Origin of the sequence: Pseudomonas sp. MEJ108 (genome assembly GCF_030208985.1) — a bacterium.
GTDB classification, from domain to species: domain Bacteria; phylum Pseudomonadota; class Gammaproteobacteria; order Pseudomonadales; family Pseudomonadaceae; genus Aquipseudomonas; species Aquipseudomonas fragariae.
The window spans coordinates 110,225-128,947 of record NZ_JARVSW010000040.1 but is presented as its reverse complement, the minus strand read 5'-3'; the positions used below and the strand labels follow the sequence as shown (position 1 = coordinate 128,947).

General features: G+C 63.0%; 10 protein-coding genes. 3 read left to right on the top strand and 7 right to left on the bottom strand.

Going from position 1 to position 18,723, the window contains the following annotated elements:
- Positions 1-34 precede the first annotated feature (34 nt).
- Positions 35-3,424 (top strand): mechanosensitive channel MscK, encoded by a 3,390-nt coding sequence (gene mscK, locus QRN50_RS17995; RefSeq protein WP_003404597.1) that lies wholly within the window; start codon positions 35-37, stop codon positions 3,422-3,424.
- A 58-nt stretch (positions 3,425-3,482) separates the two neighbouring features.
- On the opposite strand, the gene QRN50_RS17990 is transcribed toward mscK, so the two are convergent.
- The 5 genes from QRN50_RS17990 to QRN50_RS17970 are packed head-to-tail and all read right to left on the bottom strand — an operon-like array spanning position 3,483 to position 9,636.
- Positions 3,483-5,216, bottom strand: coding sequence for an ATP-binding protein (locus QRN50_RS17990; protein WP_096126594.1), 1,734 nt, complete (start codon positions 5,214-5,216; stop codon positions 3,483-3,485).
- Entirely contained in the window at positions 5,213-6,817 is a 1,605-nt protein-coding gene (locus QRN50_RS17985; RefSeq protein ID WP_096126593.1) for a 5-oxoprolinase subunit B/C family protein, read from the bottom strand. The genes QRN50_RS17990 and QRN50_RS17985 overlap by 4 nt, the downstream gene beginning before the upstream one ends.
- Positions 6,818-6,826: 9 nt before the next feature.
- Positions 6,827-7,621 (bottom strand): putative hydro-lyase, encoded by a 795-nt coding sequence (locus QRN50_RS17980; protein ID WP_057456927.1) that lies wholly within the window; start codon positions 7,619-7,621, stop codon positions 6,827-6,829.
- A gap of 2 nt (positions 7,622-7,623) precedes the next feature.
- Complete coding sequence (locus QRN50_RS17975) at positions 7,624-8,388, bottom strand: LamB/YcsF family protein (protein WP_024641081.1); 765 nt, start codon at positions 8,386-8,388, stop codon at positions 7,624-7,626.
- 15 nt (positions 8,389-8,403) lie between these two features.
- Positions 8,404-9,636 (bottom strand): NRAMP family divalent metal transporter, encoded by a 1,233-nt coding sequence (locus QRN50_RS17970; RefSeq protein WP_011266439.1) that lies wholly within the window; start codon positions 9,634-9,636, stop codon positions 8,404-8,406.
- A 253-nt stretch (positions 9,637-9,889) separates the two neighbouring features.
- Between QRN50_RS17970 and QRN50_RS17965 the strand changes: the two genes are divergently transcribed.
- Both QRN50_RS17965 and selO read left to right on the top strand, forming a co-directional pair.
- Positions 9,890-10,555: a GntR family transcriptional regulator gene (locus QRN50_RS17965; RefSeq protein WP_080266962.1), complete on the top strand. Its 666-nt coding sequence runs from the start codon at positions 9,890-9,892 to the stop codon at positions 10,553-10,555.
- 138 nt (positions 10,556-10,693) lie between these two features.
- Positions 10,694-12,157, top strand: a complete 1,464-nt coding sequence (gene selO / locus QRN50_RS17960) for a protein adenylyltransferase SelO (protein WP_096126592.1) — start codon at positions 10,694-10,696, stop codon at positions 12,155-12,157.
- 121 nt (positions 12,158-12,278) lie between these two features.
- Here the strand turns inward: selO and QRN50_RS17955 are convergent, their stop codons facing one another.
- Positions 12,279-12,749: a chemotaxis protein CheW gene (locus QRN50_RS17955; protein WP_003404582.1), complete on the bottom strand. Its 471-nt coding sequence runs from the start codon at positions 12,747-12,749 to the stop codon at positions 12,279-12,281.
- Entirely contained in the window at positions 12,742-18,720 is a 5,979-nt protein-coding gene (locus QRN50_RS17950) for an Hpt domain-containing protein (RefSeq protein WP_096126591.1), read from the bottom strand. The genes QRN50_RS17955 and QRN50_RS17950 overlap by 8 nt, the downstream gene beginning before the upstream one ends.
- Positions 18,721-18,723 lie beyond the last annotated feature (3 nt).

Here is an 18,723-nt window from a genome sequence, read left to right as displayed (position 1 = left end):
CCAACCCACACGTATCATCATGCGACCGGTGTCTATGTTTTCCCTGCGTTCCTTTTGTGCTGCCGCACTGTTTGCGCTCTGCCTGTCTTCTTTCCCGGCGCTCGCCGCCGACCCGCCCAGCAGCGCCGCTGTTCAGCAAAGCCTCGACAAGATTGCCGACCGCAAGCTGCCTGATGCCGAGCAAAAGGCACTGCAACAGGTCCTCGAACAGACACTGGCGTTTCTGAACAGCAAGCAGGACAGCGAACAGAAACTCGAAGCGCTCAAACAGCAGCTCGCCCAAGCGCCAAAACAGACTTCGGAAAACCAGCGTGAACTGGCCCGCCTGAAAGAAAGCAAAGTGGTGCCTGTGGCCCAGCGCTATGGCGGCCTCGACGTGCCGCAGCTGGAGCAACTGCTCAGTCAGCGCAGCACCCAGCAAAGTGATCTGCAGAGCGAACTCAACGACGCCAACAGCCTGGCCATTACCGCGCAAACGCGGCCGGAGCGTGCACAGACTGAAATCAGCGCCAACCAGACGCGCATCCAGCAGATCAACGCCATCCTCAAGAATGGCAAGGACAACGGCAAGACCCTGAGCGCCGACCAGCGCAACCTGCTCAATGCAGAGCTGGCCTCAATCAATGCCCTCAACCTGCTGCGCCGCCAGGAACTGGCCGGCAACAGCCAGTTGCAGGACCTGGGCAACAGCCAGCATGACTTGCTAACCGAAAAAGTCGCGCGCCAGGAGCAGGAAATTCAGGACCTGCAGACCCTGATCAACGACAAGCGCCGCGCCCAGTCGCAGAAAACGGTTGCCGACCTGTCCCTGGAAGCGCAGAAGTCCGGCGGCAGCAGCCTGCTGGCGACCGAAAGCGCTGCCAACCTCAAGCTCTCGGACTACCTGTTGCGCGGCACCGATCGCCTCAACGAACTGACCCAGCAGAACCTCAAGACCAAACAGCAGCTCGACAACCTGACCCAAACCGACCAAGCCCTCAGCGAGCAGATCAACGTGCTGAGCGGCAGCCTGCTGCTGTCCAAGATTCTCTACAAACAGAAACAGGCGTTGCCGCACCTTGAGCTGGACAAGGGTCTGGCCGATGAAATCGCCAACATTCGCCTGTATCAGTTCGACATCAACCAGCAACGCGAACAGATGAGCACGCCGACCGCTTACGTCGAAAAGCTGCTCGCTACCCAGCCGCCTGAAAACGTCACCCCACAACTGCGCCGGACGCTGCTGGACCTGGCCATCACCCGCAGTGACTTGCTGGAGCGCCTCAATCGCGAACTGAGCGCGTTGCTCAACGAATCCATCACCCTGCAACTGAACCAGAAGCAACTGACCAGCACCGCTCAGGGGCTGCGCGCCACACTCGACGAGCAGATGTTCTGGATCCCCAGCAACAAGCCGCTGGACGTGGAATGGTTTCAGAATATCTGGCCGCGCCTGCAAAAGCAGGTCGCCACCCTGCCGTGGACATCCAGCCTCAGCGAACTGTCAGACGGCCTGACCCAGCGGCCGCTGCTGTTCCTGCCCTTGCTGCTGTTGATCGGCATACTGACCTGGCGGCGCAAGGCGCTGTACCAGAAGCTCAATCGCCTGCACGCCGACATCGGTCACTTCAAGCGGGACAGCCAATGGAAGACGCCACTGGCGCTGCTGATCAACGTGCTGCTGGCCATGCCCGTCGCACTGGGGCTGGCGCTGTGCGGTTATGCGCTGCAGATCGACGCCCGCGGTCAAAACGCCAACCTGGGCGAGGCCTTGCTGCAGATCGCCCTGGCCTGGCTGGTGTTCTACACCGCCTATCGCGTGCTTGCCCCGTCTGGCGTTGCGCAGTTGCACTTCCGTTGGGAGACGGCGCAAGTCGAGTTCCTGCGTGGCTGGGTGCGGCGCCTGGGGCTGGTGGTCCTGGCCCTGGTGGCGGTAGTGGCCGTCGCCGAACACCAGCCTGCCGCACTGGCCGACGACGTGCTGGGAATCGGCGTGGTGCTGACCTGTTACGCCCTGATGACCTGGCTGCTTGGCCGCCTGCTGATCTCCAGCCCCACGCATCACAATGCCTCACTGTTCCGCAAAACCGTCGGCGTCTTGTTCACGGCGTTGCCCGTCGCGCTCTTCCTCGCAGTCTGCTTTGGCTACTACTACACCGCGCTCAAGCTCAGCGACCGTCTGATCGACACCCTGTACCTGATGATGATCTGGCTGATGGTCGAGGCGACGTTCGTCCGCGGCCTGAGCGTGGCCGCCCGGCGCCTGGCCTATCAGCGTGCGCTGGCCAAGCGTCAGGCAGCCAGAGAAAACGGCGACAGCGACATTCCGGTCGAAGAACCCAAGCTGGACATCGAGCAGGTCAACCAGCAGTCGCTGCGCCTGATCCGTCTGGCCCTGCTGGCCGGATTCGTCGGCGCGCTGTATCTGGTGTGGGCCGAGCTGATCACGGTGTTCGCCTACCTGGACAACATCATTCTCTACGAATACACCAGTGGCACTGGCGCCAATATGAGCATGGTGCCGATCAGCCTGAGCGACTTCCTCGGTGCGGGGGTGATCATCGTCATCACCTTCGTGCTCGCCGGCAACCTGCCCGGCCTGCTGGAAGTACTCGTGCTGTCACGCATGAACCTCGCGCAGGGCAGTGCCTACGCGACGACCACACTGCTGTCGTACACCATCGCCGGTGTCGGCTTCGTCACCACGTTGTCGACACTGGGCGTGAGCTGGGACAAATTGCAGTGGCTGGTCGCGGCGCTGTCGGTGGGCCTGGGCTTCGGCATGCAGGAAATCTTCGCCAACTTCATTTCCGGCATCATGATCCTCTTCGAACGTCCGGTACGGATCGGCGACACCATCACCATCGGTGCCCTGTCGGGGACGGTCAGCAAGATCCGCATCCGCGCCACGACCATCACCGACTTCGACCGCAAGGACATCATCGTCCCGAACAAGACCTTCATCACCGGCCAGCTCATCAACTGGTCGCTGACCGACACCGTCACCCGCGTAACCCTCAAGCTGGGCGTGGATTACGGCTCGGACCTGGACCTGGTCCGCTCCCTGCTGCTACAAGCCGCCCGGGAAAACCCGCGGGTGCTCAAGGAACCAGAGCCGATCGTGTACTTCCTGAACTTCGGCGAAAGCACCCTCGATCACGAACTGCGCATGCACGTACGCGACCTGGGCGACCGCAACCCGGTACTCGACGAGATCAACCGCTTCATCAATCGCGAGTTCAAGAAGCAGCACATCAACATCTCGTTCCGCCAGATGGAGATCTACCTCAAGAACACCCAGGGCCTGGAGTACAAACTGGTGCCCGCCGAGCCAAGCGACAAGGGCAATGCGCCGACCGGAAAAACCACCCTGCAGCCGGTGAACACTACCGTAACCCCGGCGACCAAGGATGCGCCCGAGCCGCCTGAGTTGCGGCTGGATTGAGAAGACTGACAGTATGCGTCAGCCGCCCCCACGCGGCTGACGCACATTAACGATCAAATCAGGCCTCAACCCGCCCAATCACCACCTTCGCCTCCAGATACCCCCCAGGCTCCTTGCTGATCTGCACGGTTCCGGCACACGGCGCCAGTATCGATGTTTCCATCTTCATCGCCTCCATGATCGCGATCACCTGTCCCTTTTCTACCGTCGCACCGTCTTCAACCGCCCAGGCATGCAGGTTGCCCGCGACCGGCGTCAGCACTGCGTGCGGGTCCGGAGCATCGGCGACTGGCTGGCTGGCGTCAGCCGGGGCGGCAGCGTTCAGGCTCATGCCGGCCAGCAGCGCAGCAGGCAGGCCCAGTTCATGGCGTTTGCCGTCGATTTCAACGAAGGTGCGCAACACGCCGGGATCGACCGGCTCTGCGTTGCGCGGGGCGATGGTGACGTGCTCGGCGAAGTCGGTTTCGATCCAGCGGGTGTGGACGGCGAAGGTATCGGCCGCGGTGAAGTCGGCATGGTCCATGACCGCCCGATGGAACGGCAGCACGGTGGCCACGCCTTCCACCTTGAACTCGGCCAGCGCACGGCGGGCGCGGCTGATGGCCTGTTCGCGGGTTGCGCCGGTGACGATCAGCTTGGCGATCATCGAGTCGAAGTTCGGTGAGACCCGTGAGCCTTCTGCCACGCCGGTGTCCAGACGCACGCCCGGACCGGACGGCGGCTGAAATAAAGTGATAGACCCTGGCGTCGGCAGAAAGCCGTTGCCCGCGTCTTCGGCATTGATGCGGAATTCAAAGCTGTGACCGCGCGGCACAGGCGTGCCATCGAACGACAGCGGCAGGCCGTCGGCGACGCGAAGTTGTTCGATGACCAAGTCCACACCGCTGGTTTCTTCCGTCACCGGGTGTTCGACCTGCAAGCGCGTGTTGACCTCCAGGAACGACAGGGTGCCATCGCCGCTGAGCAGGAACTCCACCGTACCGGCACCGACATAGCCCGCTTCGGCGCAGACCGCGCGGGCCGACTCGTGAATGCGCTGGCGCAGTTCGTCATTCAGATAAGGCGCTGGCGCTTCTTCGATCAGCTTCTGGTTGCGACGCTGCAACGAGCAGTCACGGGTGCCGACCACAACCACCCGGCCATGACGGTCGGCGATGATCTGCGCTTCGATGTGCCGTGGGCGATCCAGGAAGCGCTCGACGAAGCACTCGCCACGACCGAACGCGGTCACCGCCTCACGCACTGCAGATTCGTACAGCTCGCTGACTTCATCGAGCTTCCAGGCGACTTTCAGGCCGCGCCCACCGCCGCCAAAGGCAGCCTTGATGGCAATCGGCAGGCCGTGCTGCTCGGCAAATGCGACCACCTCAGAGGCATCGTTTACCGGGTCTTCCGTACCGGCCACCAGCGGTGCGCCGACTTTCAGGGCGATACGTCGGGCCTGGACCTTGTCGCCCAGTGCGTCGATGGTCGCAGGATCGGGGCCGATCCAGATCAGACCGGCGTCGATCACCGCGCGGGCGAATTCGGCGCGCTCCGAGAGGAAGCCGTAGCCCGGGTGAACCGCGTCGGCACCGGCACGCGCGGCAACCGCCAGCAGCTTTTCGATGTTCAGGTAAGTGTCGGTCGGGCGCTCGCCCTGCAGCCCGTAGGCTTCATCGGCCTGACGCACGTGCAGCGCGTCGATATCGGCATCAGCGTACACCGCCACCGAGGCGACTCCGTAGTCACGGCAGGCACGGGCAATACGAACGGCAATTTCGCCACGATTGGCTATCAGAACCTTTTTCATCTGTTCTTGGTCTCGTCTGAAGTGGCGGGGCGCACTGGCTCGAAGGCGCTCAGCGGGTTGAAGCGAATGCGGGCATTGACCGGAATCTGCCCGGCCTTGTCCAGGTGGTAGGTGGCGACTGCGCCGATGACCGGATAACCACCGGTCAACGGGTGATCGGCCAGAAACAGCACCGGCTGGCCACTGGGCGGCACTTGAATGGCGCCGACTGTGGTGCCCTCGCTGGGCAACTCGCCATCGACGGCACGTTGCAGCGATTGCTCGCCCGCCAGGCGAAGGCCGATACGGTTGGATTGCGGCGTGACCCGCCAGGTCTGTTGCGCCAGCAGTTGCTGTGCTTCGGCGCTGAACCAGTCACTGCGCGGCCCCATGACCACATCCAGAGTGATGACCTCATCGCTACGCGGCATCTCGAAGGCCGGTTGTTCGGCAGTCGATACTGAAAGGCCGCCGGTTCTGCGCGTGAAGCCCAGCCGGTCACCCGCTGCCAACGCGGCGGGCCCGACCTGGGCCAGCGTGTCGGTGGACAGGCTGCCGAGCACCGGCTCATGAATGAAACCGCCACGAACCGCCAGATAATTGCGCAGGCCGGCAGTCGGGGAACCGATGCTGACCTGATCGCCGTTCTGTAGAGAAAAAGGCGCATAAAGCAGCGGCCGCAATTTTTGCCCTTCGGCGGTCAGCACCTCGACGCTGACCTGAGCCCCGGTAATCGCCACAACGGTCTGCCCCTGACAGGTGAACGTCAGGCCGCCCATGAGAATTTCCAGGCACGCCGTCGCCGGATCGTTACCCACCGCGCGGTTGGCAGCGCGCAAGGCGCCGCGATCCAGCGCGCCCGATGCGGAAACACCCTGCCCCGCGCGACCGGGACGCCCCAGGTCCTGAAACAGGGTCTGCAGACCTGGCGTCTCGATCTGCAGATAGTCTTCGCTGACCGTCGTCGCCTGCGGCCGGACAGGTGCGGCAACCTGCACACGAGTCTCCGGGAGCGGACCGGCATCCTGGAAACGCACGCGGTAGCCGGGCTGGAGCAAGGCGGGCTCGTCGCGGCCCAGGTCCCACATGGTTGAGGTGGTCACCCCGATGATCTGCCAGCCGCCGGGGCTGGCCTGTGGATAAATGCCACTGAAACCACCGGCCAGTGCCACTGCGCCAGCCGGAATACGCGTGCGCGGCGTGCTGCGCCGTGGCACCACGAACCCGGCGCCGCCGCTGAGGTAGGCAAATCCGGGCGCAAAGCCGCAGAACGCAACGTTGTAGTCGCTGCCAGTGTGACGCTTGATGACTTCCTCGACGCTGATATCCAGCTCGCGGGCGACATCGGCCAGGTCTTCGCCGTTGTAATGCACCGGTATTTCGATCAGCTTGCCCGCCTCGCGCGCCTTGCCACGAATGTCGCGCGAGGCGATCTGTGTGGCCAGTGCTTCGAAACCGATGGCTGACGGACGAAAATGCACCAGCAACGTTCGGGCGGCCGGGACGATTTCCTCCACGCCAGCGATGGGCATCTGCTGTAACGATTCGAACAGGGCCAGGGTCTCGTCCAGATTCGACAGTTCAACCAGGAGTGCATCCAGGTTGGCCGGGTAGAAACGCATGAGCCTCTCCTATACGTGGTAGTAGCTGTCCGGAATATCGGTAATGAACATGTGGCCGGGCGCGTGGGAAATCGCAAATGGCACACGGGACGCCATCACCACTGCCTGCGGGGTCACGCCGCAGGCCCAGAACACCGGAATCTCGCCGGGCCTGATCGTCACCGCATCACCAAAATCAGGGTTCGCCAGGTCGTTGATGCCGAGCAGTTCAGGCTCACCGACGTGTACTGGCGCGCCGTGCACACCGGGATAGCGCCCGGTGATGCGCGCCGCTTCGGCAACCCGGTCCGCCGCGATCGGGCGCATCGACACCACCATGTTGCCCTGCAGGCGCCCGGCCGGGCGGCAGACCCGGTTGCTGCGGTACATCGGCACATTGCAGCCTTCGCTGATGTGGCGCACATCGATGCCGGCGTGCATCAGGTCGGTTTCGAAGGTGAAGCTGCAACCGATCAGAAAGCTGACCAGATCGGTGTGCTGCGCCCAGATGTGGCTCACATCACTCAGTTCTTCGGCCAGTTGCCCATCACGCCAGACCCGGTACAGCGGCAGGTCGGTGCGCAGATCAGCCTGCTCGGCCAACAGGGTGGTGTGGCTGCCGGCCTCGGTCACATCCAGCACCGGGCAGGCTTGCGGGTTGCGCTGTGCGAACAGCAGAAAGTCATACGCCCATTCACGTGGCAGGGTGATCATGTTGCACTGGGTCAGACCAGGCGCCTCGCCAGCGGTCGGCGCGACGAATCCCTGGCGATAACGGGCACGGGCGGCGCTGGCAGCCTCGCGGGCGAGTTGCAGTGAGTTCATGATCAGCCTCGATTGAATGCGCGGACAGTGACGCCTGCGTCGTGCAGACGGTTTTTCAGGATGCGGGCGATGTTCACCGCGCCCGGGCTGTCGCCATGCACGCAGATCGAATCGGCCTGCAGGCTGATTTCGCGGCCATCTTCAGCCTCGATGACGCCTTCGCGCACCAGGCGCAGCATGCGCTCGGCGATCAGTTCGGCGTCGTGCAGCACCGCACCGGGCCGCGAGCGCGAGACCAGCGTGCCTTGAGCGGTATAGGCGCGGTCGGCGAACGCTTCGGCGACGCAGGAAAGCCCGGCTTCGCGTGCCCAGTCGAGCAGCGGGGAATTAGCCAGGCACACCAGCTTCAACTCGGGATCAATGCGCAGCAGCGCCTGAATGACCGCCGCGGCCTGACGCTGATCACCAGCAATGGTGTTGTACAGCGCGCCGTGGGGTTTGACGTAGCTCACGCTAGTCCCGGCGCTGCGGGCCAGGCCCTGAAGCGCACCGATCTGATAAATGACATCGGCGGTCAGCTGGTCGGACGGGACGTCCATGTTGCGGCGGCCAAACCCTACCAGGTCCGGGTAGGCCACATGCGCGCCGATGGCAACGCCCCGGGCCGCAGCGGCCTCGAGGGTGCGCAGGATCCCGGCCGGGTCACCGGCATGGAAGCCGCAGGCCACGTTGGCGCTGCTGACCACATCGAGAATCGCCTCGTCATCGCCCATGCTCCAGGCGCCGAAGCTTTCACCGAGATCACTGTTGAGGTCTATTGCAGGCATTTTTATTCTCCGAAATCAGGCTGCATTGATGAAGGCAAAGATAGGACCGACTGATTTGAACGCCATGTACCACGACAGCAGACAGGTCAGCACGCCCAGTACCAGCAGCCAGCGCGGGTAGTGGTAGCCGTCCATCATGTCGGACCGGCGCCAGCCGACGTACATAAAAATGCTCAGGCCCAGTGGCAGGATCAAACCGTTGAAGCCCCCGGCAAAGACCAGCAGCGCGGCCGGTGGTTTGCCCCACATGACGTATACGACCACGGTGATCAGGATAAAGCCGACCGTGGCGAGGTTACGAGCTCGCTCGGTGATGCGCTTGGAAAACACCGTGATGAACGACATCGACGTGTAAGACGCGCCGATCACGCTGCTGATACCGGCCGCCCAGAGCACCAGGCCGAACATGATCAGGCCGAAGTTGCCAGCGGCAGCGGTGAACGCCTGGGCCGCAGGGTTTGCGCCCTTACCGGACACGTCGATGACGACGCCGCTGGCGACCACGCCGAGGATCGCCAGAAAGAGTATGTAACGAACAACCCCGGTGACCAGAATACCGGTGAGCGCCGCCTTGGACACTACATCGATGTTCTCGACCCCGACGGTACCGCGATCCAGCAAGCGGTGAGCACCGGCGTAAGTGATATAGCCGCCGACCGTGCCGCCGACAATGGTGGTGATGGCCGCGAAATCGACCATGTCCGGCAGGACGGTCTGGCGCAGCGCTTCACCCAGCGGCGGATGCGAGGCAAAGGCGGCGAACAGAATCAGGCAGACCTTCAGGGTGCCCAGCACCATCATGATGCGGTCCATGGCGATGCCGGCGCGGTGCGACGAAAAGATCGCGATGGCGATCAACGCGCTCAAGGCGCCACCCCATTTGGGATCAAGCCCGGTCAACGCGTTCAAGCCCAGGCCCGCACCGGCGATGTTGCCCAGACTGAATACCAGGCCGCCGAAGATGACCAATACCGCGAGCAGATAACCGCTGCCGGGGATCGCTGCGTTGGCCAGGTCGGCCGCGCGCATTCTGGTCAGCGTGACGATGCGCCAGACATTCAGCTGTACCACGAAGTCGATCAGGATCGAAGCCAGGATGCCGAAGGCAAACGCCGCCCCCAGCGTCGCGGTGAACGTGGCTGTCTGGGTCAGAAAGCCAGGGCCGATGGCAGAGGTCGCCATCATGAAGATCGCGGCGATCAATGAGGCGCGGCGCGCCTTGGTGAACTCATTGGCAGTCTGTGTCACGGCGGCATTCCTGAGATGAGAGGTAATCTGCTTGAGCAACGACCATGCCAAAGGTCATTCAAGCGCGCCAAGTTGTAGATACACAAAGATAATATTGTTGAACAATGTAGATGGTGTGGATCAACCATGTGCACCATGTTGTTACGCAGGGACTCAGGTGTGCTACCTGATGAAGCATCTGTTGACCTTCGTCCTTGCCAGCCAATCAGCTGTCGTGGAATATCGACCTGGCTTTTCTTTCTCTGGACCTTTTATGAACGACGCTGCTTCTACCCTCCCTCGCACCCTCGGAGAATCAATCACCACTGAGCTTCGCAGAATGCTGGTCGAGGGCGAGCTGGTGCCTGGTCAGCGCCTCTCGGAAGCCGCTCTGGCCGAGAGTCTGGATATTTCCCGTAATACCCTGAGAGAAGCCTTCAGAGTACTGACCCGCGAAGGACTGCTGACCCACGAGCCCAATCGCGGCGTCACCGTGGCCAAGCCTGATATGGCGTCGATCATCGATATCTACCGAATTCGGCGCTTCATCGAGTGCGGGGCGATTGCCCAGGCTTACCCACAGCATCCCGGTGTGCTGCACATGCGCAATGCGGTCGAGGCGGGCGTGCAGGCGCGTGAAGCGAAGGACTGGATTGCCGTGGGCACCGCCAACATGATGTTTCACAAGGCCATCGTCGAGCTGTCCGACAGCCCGCGACTGGTGGCGTTTTATGCGCAGATATCGGCAGAGTTGCGACTGGCCTTCGGCTTGCTCAACAATCCGGAACTGCTGCATTCGCCCTATCTGGACATGAATGCTGCGGTACTCGGGCGCCTGGACGCGGGCAAGACCGATGAGGCAACGCGCATGCTCGAGGATTATCTGGTGCAATCGGAACGAACGATTCTGGCCGCCTTCGAGCGAAGCCGGAACCGATAGTCCGGGCGCAGGCCTGATCACCAGAACTACCACCCTGGGACCCGGTCTACGGGTTCTGACCGTTGCAACACGCCCGACGAGCCAGGCAGGCCGCCGCTTCGTTGAAAGCCTGAAATTCCCCTCTGGAGGCGATACGCTTTGAAAGCACTCGACGAACTCATTTTCGACAACCGCTTTGCCCGTCTGGGCGATGCGTTCTCCACTTCCGTGCTGCCTGAGCCCATCGATGCGCCGCAGCTGGTGGTAGCCAGCCACTCAGCGCTGGCGCTGCTGGACCTGGCGCCTGAGCAGGCCGATCTGCCGCTGTTCGCGAAAATCTTCAGCGGCCACAAGCTGTGGTCGGATGCAGAACCTCGGGCGATGGTGTATTCCGGGCATCAGTTTGGCTCCTACAACCCGCGCCTGGGCGACGGTCGCGGGCTGCTGCTCGGCGAGGTCTACAACGATGCAGGTGAGCACTGGGACCTGCACCTCAAGGGCGCCGGCCGCACGCCGTATTCACGCATGGGGGACGGGCGCGCCGTACTGCGCTCGTCGATCCGCGAGTTTCTGGCCTCCGAAGCCCTGCACGCACTGGGCATCCCCAGCAGCCGCGCGGGGTGTGTGGTCAGCTCCAGCACGCCGGTATGGCGCGAAACCCAGGAGTATGCAGCCATGGTGCTGCGTCTGGCGCAGAGTCATGTGCGCTTCGGCAGTCTGGAATACTTCTTCTACACCAAGCAGCCAGAGCAGTTGAAGACCCTCGCCGAACATGTGCTGACGATGCATTACCCGCACTGCCAGGAGCAGCCGGAGCCGTATCTGGCGATGTTCCGGGAAATCGTCGAGCGCAACGCAGAGCTGATTGCCAAGTGGCAGGCCTACGGCTTCTGCCATGGTGTGATGAACACCGACAACATGTCGATTCTGGGTATTACCTTCGATTTCGGACCGTTCGCGTTTCTGGATGATTTCGATGAGCACTTCATCTGCAATCACTCCGACCATGAAGGCCGTTATTCCTTCAGCAATCAGGTGCCTATCGCGCAATGGAACCTCAGCGCACTGGCACAGGCGCTGACCCCTTTCATCAGCGTGGACGCGTTGCGCGAGGCGATCGGTTTGTTCCTGCCGCTGTATCAGGCGCACTACCTGGACCTGATGCGCCGTCGACTGGGCCTGACCGTCACGAATGAGCAGGACGAACAACTGGTCAGCCAATTGCTGAAATTGATGCAGAACAGTGGCGTGGATTACACCCTGTTCTTCCGCCGCCTGGGTGACCAGCCAGCCGCCGAGGCGTTGCGCACGCTGCGCGACGACTTTGTCGAGATCAAGGGCTTCGATGGCTGGGCGCAAGCGTATCAAGCGCGTATTGCCCTTGAGGACAACGGCACCGAGCAGGAGCGTCAGAACCGCATGCATGCGGTCAATCCGCTGTACATCCTGCGCAACTACCTGGCGCAGAACGCCATCGCCGCAGCGGAAAAAGGCGACTACGCAGAAGTCCGCCGCCTGCATCAGGTGCTCTGCACCCCCTTCACCGAACAACCCGGCATGCAAGGCTACGCCCAACGCCCGCCGGACTGGGGCAAGCACCTGGAAATCAGCTGTTCGTCGTGAGGCATTTGACCCCTATCGTGGCCATGCTCCAGCGTAGGCATACCGTTCTGGACGCTCTCCTGTAACTATCTTGCGACGCTCCGCGTCGCATGCCGTTCTGGACGCTCCGCGTCCTCTTTAACTACGACAGCCCTGCATCCACCAGCCATTGCTCCAGCCCTTCGAGGTCGGGAATACGGGCTATGGTTTCGCCGATCTGTACGGCGGCCAGTTCCAGTTCGGCCAGCGGGACGTCGACGTAGCTCAACTGGCTGTCGACCTTGCACGAGCGCGGGATGCCCTGGGTCAGCAGGGCGATGAACCTGACGTCGTTGCGTCCGCCCAGTGCGTTGAGCACCACGATCCGGGCTCGGCCGCCGACACGGGTGCGGCCTCCGCAGGCGGCTTCGAAGCTGAGCAGCGGCAAGGTCAGTTCGCGCCAGATGATCGGCCCCAGATACCACTCGGGGGCGCCCGGCTCTGCGCTGCAATCCTGGTAATCGATCAACTCTGCGACCGCGACGTTGGGCAGCAGCAGATGCCGGTCACTCAACGGCACCAGCAAGCCGGTCAGGCTGGTCAGACGACTGGTCTGGAACGTGCCTTCAGACATGCGCCTGACTCCAGTAAGCGATGCTCTCCAGCAACACGGTTTCCTGATACGGCTTGCTCAGGTACTCGTTGACGCCTACCGCCATCGCCCGATCGCGATGCTTCTGGCCCGATCGGGAGGTGATCATGATGATGGGCAGGTCCTTGAGCTGTTCGTCCTGGCGGATCTGACTGGCCACTTCAAAGCCGTCCATGCGCGGCATTTCGATATCGAGCAGCATGATGTCGGGGGTGTGCTCCTGCAACAGGGTCATGGCATCAACACCGTCCTTGGCGGTCAGCACGTGCATACCGTGGCGTTCCAGCAGACGGCTGGTAACTTTGCGCACCGTCACCGAATCGTCCACCACCATCACCAGCAACGGTCTGGCGTGCTCGACTTCGTGATAGGCAGGCGCCATAAGCCCTCGGAAAGGCAAGCCCTGCAAGTTACGAATCTGCGCCATCAGATCAAGAATCAGCACCACTTGGCCGTCACCCAGAATGGTCGCACCGGAAATGCCCTGCACCCTGGAGAACTGCGGGCCAAGACTCTTGACCACGATCTCGCGCGAGCCTGCCAGCGCATCGACCTGCACCGCCACCCACTGATCCTGCAGATGCACCAGCAACACCGGCAGCGGCTGCAATTGCCCGGCCAGCCTGGGCGGACTGCTGCCCAGCAACTCGCCCAGATAGCGCAACTCGTAACTGCGCCCGCCATATTGATAGCGCGGCGGGCTGGTCTGGTAATAGCCGTCCAGCTCATTGGCCATGACGCGCACGATGCCATCGACGGTATTGAGCGGCACCGCATACTGTTCTTCGCCGCACGTCACCATCAACGCCCGGTTGACGGACACCGAAATCGGCAGGCGAATACGGAAGCGCGTGCCCTTGCCCGGCACCGAGTCGATGACCATCGAACCGCCCAGTTGCTTGACCTCGGCGTGCACCACATCCATGCCCACGCCACGGCCGGAAATCTGGGTGATGATCTCGCTGGTGGAAAACCCCGCCTGCAGAATGAACGGCAACACTTCATGGTCGGACAGATCGGCATCCGGATGGATCATGCCGCGCTTGATGGCCTTGCGGCGTACCGCAGCGAGGTCGACACCGGAACCGTCATCGCTCAATTCGATGACCATATCGCCGCCTTCGTACATCAGTTCCAGACTGATATGGCCTTGTTCCGGCTTACCGGCGGCGATGCGTTTTTCAGTGCTTTCAAGCCCGTGATCAACGGCGTTGCGCAGCATGTGCTCGAGTGGCGCGACCATTCGTTCCAGCACGTTGCGGTCCATTTCACCGTCGGCGTTGCCCACCTCGAAATGGACCTTCTTGTGCAGTTCCGAGGCCACCTGGCGCACCACGCGACGCAGGCGCGGCACCAGTCGCTCGAACGGCACCATGCGCGTACGCATCAGGCCTTCCTGAAGCTGAGTGTTGACCCTGGCCTGTTGCGACAGCAGCGTTTCCGCGTCGCGGGCGCGCGCGCCGAGGGTTTCCTTGAGGTCCATCAGGTCGGACGCCGATTCGAACAGGGCGCGTGACAACTGCTGCAACTGCGAATGACGGTCCATTTCCAGCGGGTCGAACTCTTCATAGCCCAACCGCTCGGCCTGGACCTGCTCACGGCTGAGAATGCGCCCCTGGGTTTCCATGTCCAGACGACGCAACTGATCGCGCATCCGCTCGATGGTGGTTTCCATCTCTACCAGGGCGATCTGTGAATCAATGATCTGCTGTTCGATACGTCCGCGGAAAATGGAGGTTTCGCCGGCCAGGTTGACCAGGTCTTCCAGTTGCTCGGCAGGCACCTTGACCATTTCCGGGCCACTGCGCTCGACCTCGCCCTCGGCGACCGGGGCCACGGCTACGACAGACTCCGGATGGACTTCCGGGTCCTGCGCAGCCAGCTGTGCGCCCGACGGCTCATCGGTGGCCAGCCTGCGAATGCTCTCGATCAGCAAGGAGGCGTCAGGCAGCGGTTTTTCATTGCGCACGGCATCGAGCATGTCGGCCAGCACATCCTGGCCGCTCTGCAACAGGCCGATCATCAACGGCGCAGGCTGCAGGCTCCCGGCGGAAAGCCCCTCGTAAAGCGTCTCCAGCTCGTGGGCGAGGTCGCCTATCGGAGCAATTTCCACCATCCGCGCGCCGCCCTTGAGGGTGTGCAGGTCGCGCAGCAGGTTTTCGACTTCCAGCATGTTGTGCGGATCGGCCTGCCAGCGAGCCAACGCCGCACCGGAGCTTTCCATGATGTCGAAACCTTCCTCGAGGAAGACTTCACGCAGCTCGGCGTCATGCTCGGGAAGATCTTCATGGGCGGCAGGCGAGGCTTGCACCTCGGGTCCGGCGCTCTCGAGCGTGCGGCAGCTGCGCAGCGCTTCGATCAAAGCCGAAGGGTCGCTGAGCGCTTCCTGCCGATACAATTGCTCGAGCAGAATCGCCAGATGGTCGTGGCTCTCGTTCAGCAGCGCGGCCAGCGTCGGAGAATGGTTGAAGCGCCGGTCGATCAAGCCTTCGTAGAGGTTTTCCAGTTCGTGGGCCAGGTCGCCCACTTCGGCTACCTCAGCCATCCGCGCACCGCCCTTGAGGGTGTGCAGGTCGCGTTGCAGGGAGGCCAGCGGCGCAGGGTTTTCCGGATCGGCCAGCCAGCGCTGCAACGCCTGCCCGGCGCTGTCGAGGATATCGACGGCCTCTTCCAGAAATATCTCGACGATTTCGTCGTCCGGCCCGGCAACTTCAGTGTGTCCGGCCTCGCTGGCCAGCTGCGCGGTGGCGGCGTTGAGCTCGGTAACGCTCAAGGTACGATGGCCGTCGCTCTTGACCAGCCCGGTCGCCGACGGGTCAAGCGCCTGATCCAGCAACTGGTTCAAGGCGCGCACGCATTCGGGACGCGGCTCGACATCCTGGCCGGCCGCCACCTGATCGAGCATGTTGATCAGCGCTTCGTGAGCATTTTCTGCCACATCGAAAAACCGCTCGCTGACCGCCAGACTGCTTTCCTCGACCGCACCATAGAGGTCGAGCAAGGCTTCGCACAGCTCATCGACCTGCGGCAGGTCGGCCAGGTGCGCGCCATGACCGAGGGTGGTCAGTTCGTCGAGCAGCGCGCTCAGTTCCTGGCGTTCGCCGGGGTGCTGCCGCCAGCGCTGCAGCAGGTTCTCCGCATCCAGCACGATGTCCATGCCCTCGGCCAGAAAACCGGCGAGCAGCGTGGGGTTGCGCTTGATCCGCAGGCCGCTGTCCGACTCGCGCAGCACCACGGTGAGGCGGTCGTTGAGCATCGCCAGGGCGGCCTCGATCAGCGGCGCGGCCCCCGGGATATCGGCCAGCGGCGTGCTGTCCAGTTGTTCGAGGCCCTTGTGCAGCAAGGGTTCGGCGCTGCGCAGCAGGGCAAGTTCCGGTGAGCCAATATCGATGAGGTTGGCCTTGTATTCACGCACCAGCTGATCGAGCGGGCTGGCCAGTTCGGCAATCGGCAGCACTCCGGCCATGTGCGCGCTGCCCTTGAGCGTATGCAGCGCACGCAGCACGGCGTCGCTGATCGCCGGCGACGCTGATTGTTCGGCGTTGTCGAGGAAGCGACCGAGGGTATTCAGATGGCCGAGCGCTTCCTGACGAAAAATCTCCAGCAACTGTGGATCGAGCGGTTCGTCGGCAACAGGCTGGCCTGGCGCATGATCATCCGCGGCTGGCAGCATCGGTGGCTCCAGCCCGTTGGCCAACGCATGGGCACGAGCCGCCAGCAGGTCGACATCATCGCGCTGACACTGTGCACCTTCGGCAAAGTCGCGGATGACCGACGGCAGCAGCGCCTGCACTTCGGTCATCAGTTGCTGCACTTCGAGGCCCGGCAACACGTCGCCTTCCAGCACCCGGTTGAGCAGGTTTTCCACCGCCCAGGCCAGTTCGCTGAGAATCAGCGCACGCACCATCCGGCCGCTGCCCTTGAGGGTATGAAACGCACGACGCACTTCGGTCAGCGCCGTGCTGTCCCAATGGCCGTCGCTGCCGAGCGAGGTGAACCAGCGCGGCAGGTACTCGCGCAGCGCGTCGAGCACCTCGTCGGCCTCTTCGAGAAACACATCGCGCAACTCGTCGTCCACCGCCTCTTCCCCGGCCGAGGGCGGCAACAGGCTGGCGGGGACGTTGCGGGCGGGCGGGTTGACGGCCGAGACCGGGCTGGCGAGGACCTGAGCAATGGTTTGCGTGGGGCTGACCAGCGCCTTGCGGTCATCCAGTTCCAGCAACTCGTCCTGAGTGATGACCTCTTCGAGCAATGGCACGTCGAGGGTGTCCGCAGCGGGCGTATAGCCCAGTCGTGCCAGACTCTGCTGGGCCATGTCGAGCACCTGGTCGCCCGGCGCCTGATGATCTTCGAGCATGCGCTCCAGGTAATACTCGATGCCGGTGATGGTGTCGGCCAGGCAATCGAGCTGAACCCAGGTGGGACGGGTTTCGTCCACCAGCAGGTGTTCCTGAATGTATTCGTTGCAGGCGGCCAGCAGGCTGGCTGCACGGGCCAGCGGGATCATCGCCAGCGCACCACGAACCTGCACGATCAGCGCGCACAGCGGATCGAGGCGCTGTCGGTCCCACGCGCCGTCGATGTAATCGAGGATCACGTCCTTGGCCTGCTGCAACACCGTGCGGGCTTCGCGAATCACCAGTTGATGAATCTGCGTCAGGTCGGTGGTCGGCAGGCGGCTTTCCTCACGACTGACCTGCTCGTGACTGCCCGCCATGCCGGCAAGGGTCGATTCGACGTAGAGCAAGGCACCCGCGACATCCATCAGCGCCGCGTCGCTGGGCTCGCGCTGCCCCTGCGCCAGACCGATGACGACGGAAAGCTGGTCGATGATCACCTTGCGCGGCTGGCCGAAACCCAGCACCGCGAGAGTATCGGCAATCTGCCGCAACGGCGGCAGCAACGCGTTGAGCTCGCTGACATGCTGACGGTCGCCGCGCACGAACACGTCGAGCCGTTCCTTGACCCTGACCAGCCCTTCGCACAAGGCCACGATCACCGAACGCATGGCGTCACGGTCCGGACCGGCCATGCGGGCGCGCTCTTCGTTGACCACGTCGTTGCCGGGCAAGGCGTCGGCCAGCGCGTACTGGTCCTTGAGGTCGAGCATCTTCGGCGCCAGGCTGTCGGACTTGGCGATATAGAACAGCAGGCTTTTCAACAGCTCTTCGGGGGCGGGCTGATTGATGCCGGTGACGCCCTGCTCGGCCAGACGCTTGAGTTCCTTGTCGGCATCCTTCAACAGGCTGCGCAGCGCCGGGCTGTTGGTGAAGTTGCCGTTGAGCATGGTTTCGACCAGTGCCGAGGCGATCCGCCAGAGCGCACCGAGCGGCGCGTCTTCGCACAACTGCTCAAGCCGGGCAAAGACCTTGGCCATGTAGCCGAGCTGGGTCTGCACGCCCTGCTCGCGCATCAGGCCGGCCAGCGCCGCCTGCAGGGTCTGGCGCAGCTTGCGCAGCAGGTTGGGCAATTCCGGGGTATTGCGCCGCGCCAGCTCTTCGTCATCAAGCGCCGGCACGACGACCAGCTGCGGGGCGAACAGGCTGGTTTCCGAGAGCAGACTTTCGCCCCGCGCGCTGCGCAGGTCATTGAGCAGTGGCAAGACCACCAACGGCAGGTCGCGGCGCGCGGAATGAATGCGTTCCAGATAAACCGGCAACTGACTCATGGCTTGGATCAGCAGTTGCTCGGACTCGATCGGATGGCTGACGCGGTTCTGCTGGACCGCCAACGCCAGTTGCTCGATTTCCTCGGCCAGCAACGCGGCGCCATAGAACTCGATCATCTGCAGACTGCCGTGAACCTGATGCACCAGGTTCAGGCACTCGGCCATCGCCGCAGCGTTGGCCGGGTCTTCGATGAACAGGTCCAGCGCCTGACGGGCCTGGCGCAGCGTTTCGGCGATTTCGCCCTTCAGCCATTCAAGGGCTACATAATCGTGACGATCAGCCATGAC

What these genes read in the sequence shown, in the direction of transcription:
- QRN50_RS17985 (WP_096126593.1), bottom strand. Translation starts at nt 6,817, where the DNA reads ATGCGTTTCTACCCGGCCAACCTGGATGCACTCCTGGTTGAACTGTCG.
- QRN50_RS17990 (WP_096126594.1), bottom strand. Translation starts at nt 5,216, where the DNA reads ATGAAAAAGGTTCTGATAGCCAATCGTGGCGAAATTGCCGTTCGTATT.
- mscK (WP_003404597.1), top strand. Translation starts at nt 35, where the DNA reads ATGTTTTCCCTGCGTTCCTTTTGTGCTGCCGCACTGTTTGCGCTCTGC.
- QRN50_RS17955 (WP_003404582.1), bottom strand. Translation starts at nt 12,749, where the DNA reads ATGTCTGAAGGCACGTTCCAGACCAGTCGTCTGACCAGCCTGACCGGC.
- QRN50_RS17950 (WP_096126591.1), bottom strand. Translation starts at nt 18,720, where the DNA reads ATGGCTGATCGTCACGATTATGTAGCCCTTGAATGGCTGAAGGGCGAA.
- QRN50_RS17975 (WP_024641081.1), bottom strand. Translation starts at nt 8,388, where the DNA reads ATGCCTGCAATAGACCTCAACAGTGATCTCGGTGAAAGCTTCGGCGCC.
- QRN50_RS17980 (WP_057456927.1), bottom strand. Translation starts at nt 7,621, where the DNA reads ATGAACTCACTGCAACTCGCCCGCGAGGCTGCCAGCGCCGCCCGTGCC.
- QRN50_RS17965 (WP_080266962.1), top strand. Translation starts at nt 9,890, where the DNA reads ATGAACGACGCTGCTTCTACCCTCCCTCGCACCCTCGGAGAATCAATC.